This is a genomic window from Mycobacterium sp. (assembly GCF_035506235.1).
Classification (GTDB): Bacteria; Actinomycetota; Actinomycetes; order Mycobacteriales; family Mycobacteriaceae; genus Mycobacterium.
Genome location: NZ_DATJPU010000070.1, coordinates 1 through 4104, shown reverse-complemented (window position 1 = coordinate 4104; position 4104 = coordinate 1). Strand labels below are relative to the sequence as shown.

Genomic DNA, 4104 nt, shown 5'->3' with positions numbered 1-4104 from the left:
CGGATTGCCGGCCGCCGCGGCCATACCCAACAGCGCGGCCACGGCCTTGTCCGTCGTGCAGGGCGTCGTGGGCGTGGGCGGCAGCGTCGTGGGCGTGGCAAGTGGCGCCGCGGCGGCCCTGAGCACCGCCTCCATCGCGCTTGTCTATCTCAAGAGCGCGGGCCTGCTGCCAAGCAACTTCACCCTGGGCGTGCCCGCGGTTTCCGGCCTGCCCTCGATTTCCGGCCTGCCCGTGATTCCCGGGGTTACCTTGCCCGCCGCGGCGGCGGCCATCCCGGGGGCTGCGATGGCCATCCCGGCGGCGGCCCTCCCGGCGGTGGCTCTCCCGGCGGCACCGGGCCTCCCGGCGGCTCCCCCGCTGCCGGCATTGCCCGCGGTTCCCGCGGCCCTGCCCGCCCTCCCGGCGGCTCCCCCGCTGCCGGCGGCTCCCCCGCTCCCGGCGGCTCCCCCGCTCCCGGCATTGCCCCCGCTCCCCGCGGGGCCGCCCGCGCTGCCGCCCCTGCCGGCTCCTCCCCCGCTGCCCGCCCTGCCGCCGCTCCCGCACCCGCACTTGTGCACGCCGGGAATCGGTCCCTTCAAAGCCTGCACACCCTGACCCGACCGGCGACTCACTCGCGGCGTAGTTGCAAAACGGTGTCGTAAAGCTGGCGCGTGCGCACGCCCGGATGCCCGGCTGCCACCTCGCTGCACGCGTCCTTGACGCGCACCCCGCCGGCGACCAGCCGCTCCACTTCGCCCACCAGGGCTTCCAAGTCGGCGCGCGGGGTTGCGCCGGCCAGCACGACGGTGATCTCGCCGAGCACCCCATCGTCGGCCCAGGCCGCCAGCTCGTCGAGCGACCCGCGCACCACTTCCTCGTGCACCTTGGTCAGTTCCCGGCACACCACCGCCCGGCGCGCGGCGCCGAGCTCGTCTACCGCGTCGCGCAGGCACGCGGCCAACCGGCGCGGGGATTCGAAGAACACACAGGTGCGCCGCTCGTCGGCCAGCGAGGCGAACCAGGCTCGGCGTGCCGCCTTCTTGCGCGGGGCGAATCCCTCGAAGCAGAACCGTTCCGACGGCAGGCCGGACACGGCGAGCGCGGTCGTCACCGCCGACGGCCCGGGCAGGCATGTCAGCGGGACCCCGGCGTCCAGGCACGCCGCGACCAGCCGGTAGCCGGGGTCGCTGATCAGGGGCATTCCGGCGTCGCTGACCACCAGCACCGTCGCGCCGGCCTTCATCGCGTCGACGAGGCCGGGCACCCGCGCGGCCTCGACCCGGTCGTACAGGCTGACCAGGCGGCCGGTGATGACGACGTCGAGCGCCTTGGCCAAAACCCGCACCCGCCGGGTGTCCTCGGCGGCCACCACATCGGCGCGGGCCAGCGCGTCGATCAGGCGTGGCGAGGCATCCGACGGCCGGCCCAGAGGGGTCGCACCCAGCAATAGGCGGCCGGAGGTCATGACCGACAGCCTACGATCGACACCGATGTCCGCCCCGCCCCGCGAAAGCCCCGTCGTCCTCGAAAACCGCGACGAGCGCGTCGTGCCCGTCGTCAGCCCGGGGCCGCTGGCTCCGGTCGCGGACTTCGGGCCCACCGACCACATCCGCGGGTGGGTCGTGACCGGCGTGGTCGCCCTGCTGGCGATGGTGACCCGGTTCCTCAACCTGGGCTCGCCGACCGACGCCGGCACACCCGTCTTCGACGAGAAGCACTACGCGCCACAGGCGTGGCAGGTGCTGCACAACCACGGGGTGGAGGACAACCCCGGGTTCGGTCTGGTGGTCCACCCGCCGGTCGGCAAGCAACTCATCGCGCTCGGCGAGGCGCTCTTCGGCTACAACGGGGTGGGCTGGCGGTTCACCGGCGCGCTGCTCGGCGTGGTCTTGGTGGTGCTGGTGACGCGGATCGTCCGGCGGATCAGCCGCTCGACCCTGGTCGGCGCGATCGCCGGCGTGCTGGTCATCTGCGACGGCGTCTGCTTCGTCACCGCGCGCACGGCGCTGCTCGACGGCATCCTCACGTTCTTTGTCGTCGCGGCGTTCGGCGCGCTCATCGTCGACCGCGATCAGGTGCGCCGGCGCCTGCACGTCGCGCTCCTGGAGGGGCGCAGCGCCGAGACCTGGTGGGGACCGCGGCTGGGCGTGCGGTGGTGGCGGTTCTCGGCGGGCCTCATGCTCGGCTTGGCTTGCGGGACAAAGTGGTCCGGCCTGTACTTCGTCGTCTTCTTCGGCGCGATGTCGCTGGCCTTCGACGTGGCGGCGCGCCGCCAATACCAGGTGACCAGACCCTGGCTGGGTACGCTCCGACGCGACCTGATCCCCACGGCATATGCGTTGGCGCTCATCCCGTTCGGGGTCTACCTGGCCAGTTACGCGCCGTGGTTCGCCTCCGAGACCGCCATCGACCGCCACGAGGTGGGCCTGTCGATCGGGCCGCACTCCGTCGTTCCCATGCCCGACGCGATTCGCTCGCTGTGGCACTACACCGCCAAGGCCTTCCAGTTTCACGCGGGCCTGACGAACTCCGCCGGCAACTACCATCCGTGGGAATCCAAACCGTGGAGCTGGCCCATGTCGTTGCGGCCGGTCCTGTACGCGATCGACCAGCAGAACGTTCCGGGCTGCGGCCCACAGTCGTGCGTCAAGGCGGAGATGCTCGTCGGCACCCCCGCCATGTGGTGGCTCTCCGTTCCGGTGCTCCTCTATGCGCTGTGGCGCATGCTGGTTCGTCGCGACTGGCGCTATGCCGCCGTCGTGACCGGTTATTGCGCGGGGTGGCTGCCGTGGTTCGCCGACATCGACCGGCAGATGTACTTCTTCTACGCGTCGACGATGGCGCCGTTTCTGGCCATGGGGATCGCGCTGACCTGCGGCGACATCCTCTACGCGCGTCGTCAGAGTTCCGAGAGACGAACTCTGGGGCTCATCGCGGTCAGTTGCTATGTGGCCTTGGTCGTGACCAACTTCGCCTGGCTCTTCCCGGTGCTCACCGGCATGCCCATCTCCCAGCAGACCTGGAACATGGAGATCTGGCTGCCCAGCTGGCGCTGATTCTGCGCCGAGATTGCCGTGGTGGTTGTGATTTGCGCTTCAACACGACCATGCACGGCAATCTCGGAGCAAACGCACGCCGTATTGCGCCGAGATTGCCGTGAGGGCTGTCGTTCAGGCGTCATCCACAACCATGGCCGCAATCTCGGAGAACTGTCGGGGCGTGCGATCAAGATGTGCGCGTGGGCGGGGTCTTTCTGGGCAGCGAGGCGATAGCGCGCGGCGGGCTGACCCGCGGCCAGTTGCGTTGGAATTACCGAAGACTCCACTGCAATGTGTACCTGCCAAGGAACGCCGCTAGGTCTTTGCGAACCGACATTTACGCAGCTTGGTTGTGGTCGGGCCGTCGAGGCATCATCGCGGGCCGCGCGGCCGCTGCCCTCCACGGAGCCAAATGGGTTGAGGATTACACCCCGATAGAGATCGTCGGGCCGTTCAACCATCCGCCCCCGGGCGTCATCGTTCGCCGAGAACGAATCGACCCAGAGGACGTCATGCAATTTGCCGGGCTCACGGTGACCAAGCCGGCGCGTACCGCCTTCGATCTGGCTCGACACTTGCCGCGCGATCCAGCGGTCGCCAATCTCGATGCACTATCGGCCGCGACCGGTGTCACCGCAGCCGAGGTGACGCCGTTGATCGACCGCCACAAGGGTGCAAGAGGCGTGCGCCGGTGCCGAACAGCGCTCTCGCTGATGGACGGTGGTGCGCAGTCGCCCAAAGAGAGCTGGCTAAGGCTCCTCCTGATCGATGCCGGGTTACCGCAACCCGTGACACAGATAAGGGTCACCGATGGCCAACTCGTCGCGTACTTGGACATGGGATGGGAAGGGCCGATGGTGGCCCTCGAATACGACGGGGACCAACATCGCACCGATCGACGGCAGTACGTGCGCGACATCCGGCGAACCGAAATGCTCCATCGCCTTGGTTGGCACGTGATCAAGGTGATCAACGAAGACCGCCCGAACGTCGTCATTCAACGGGCACGCGACGCCCTGGCCCGCCGATGCGCGCCGAGGTTGCCGTGACGGCCGTGATCCCGGGCCCCGCCACGACATGACGGCA

At 69.6% G+C, this 4104-nt stretch carries 3 protein-coding genes and 1 pseudogene; 3 read left to right on the top strand and 1 reads right to left on the bottom strand.

All coding sequences use genetic code 11. From position 1 onward, the window contains the following. A pseudogene (locus VMD50_RS06425) lies at nucleotides 1–595 on the top strand (hypothetical protein); the annotation flags it as partial. A 13-nt stretch (nucleotides 596–608) separates the two neighbouring features. Here VMD50_RS06425 and rsmI read toward each other — a convergent pair. Then, nucleotides 609–1445 (bottom strand): 16S rRNA (cytidine(1402)-2'-O)-methyltransferase, encoded by an 837-nt coding sequence (gene rsmI / locus VMD50_RS06420; RefSeq protein WP_325425980.1) that lies wholly within the window; start codon nucleotides 1443–1445, stop codon nucleotides 609–611. A 25-nt stretch (nucleotides 1446–1470) separates the two neighbouring features. Between rsmI and VMD50_RS06415 the strand changes: the two genes are divergently transcribed. Next, on the top strand, nucleotides 1471–3036 hold the full coding sequence (locus tag VMD50_RS06415; protein ID WP_325425978.1) for a dolichyl-phosphate-mannose--protein mannosyltransferase: 1566 nt from the start codon (nucleotides 1471–1473) through the stop codon (nucleotides 3034–3036). A 182-nt stretch (nucleotides 3037–3218) separates the two neighbouring features. Beyond that, nucleotides 3219–4067 carry a DUF559 domain-containing protein gene (locus VMD50_RS06410; protein WP_325425976.1) on the top strand — a complete coding sequence of 283 codons (849 nt, stop codon included), beginning with the start codon at nucleotides 3219–3221 and terminating at the stop codon, nucleotides 4065–4067. Nucleotides 4068–4104 lie beyond the last annotated feature (37 nt).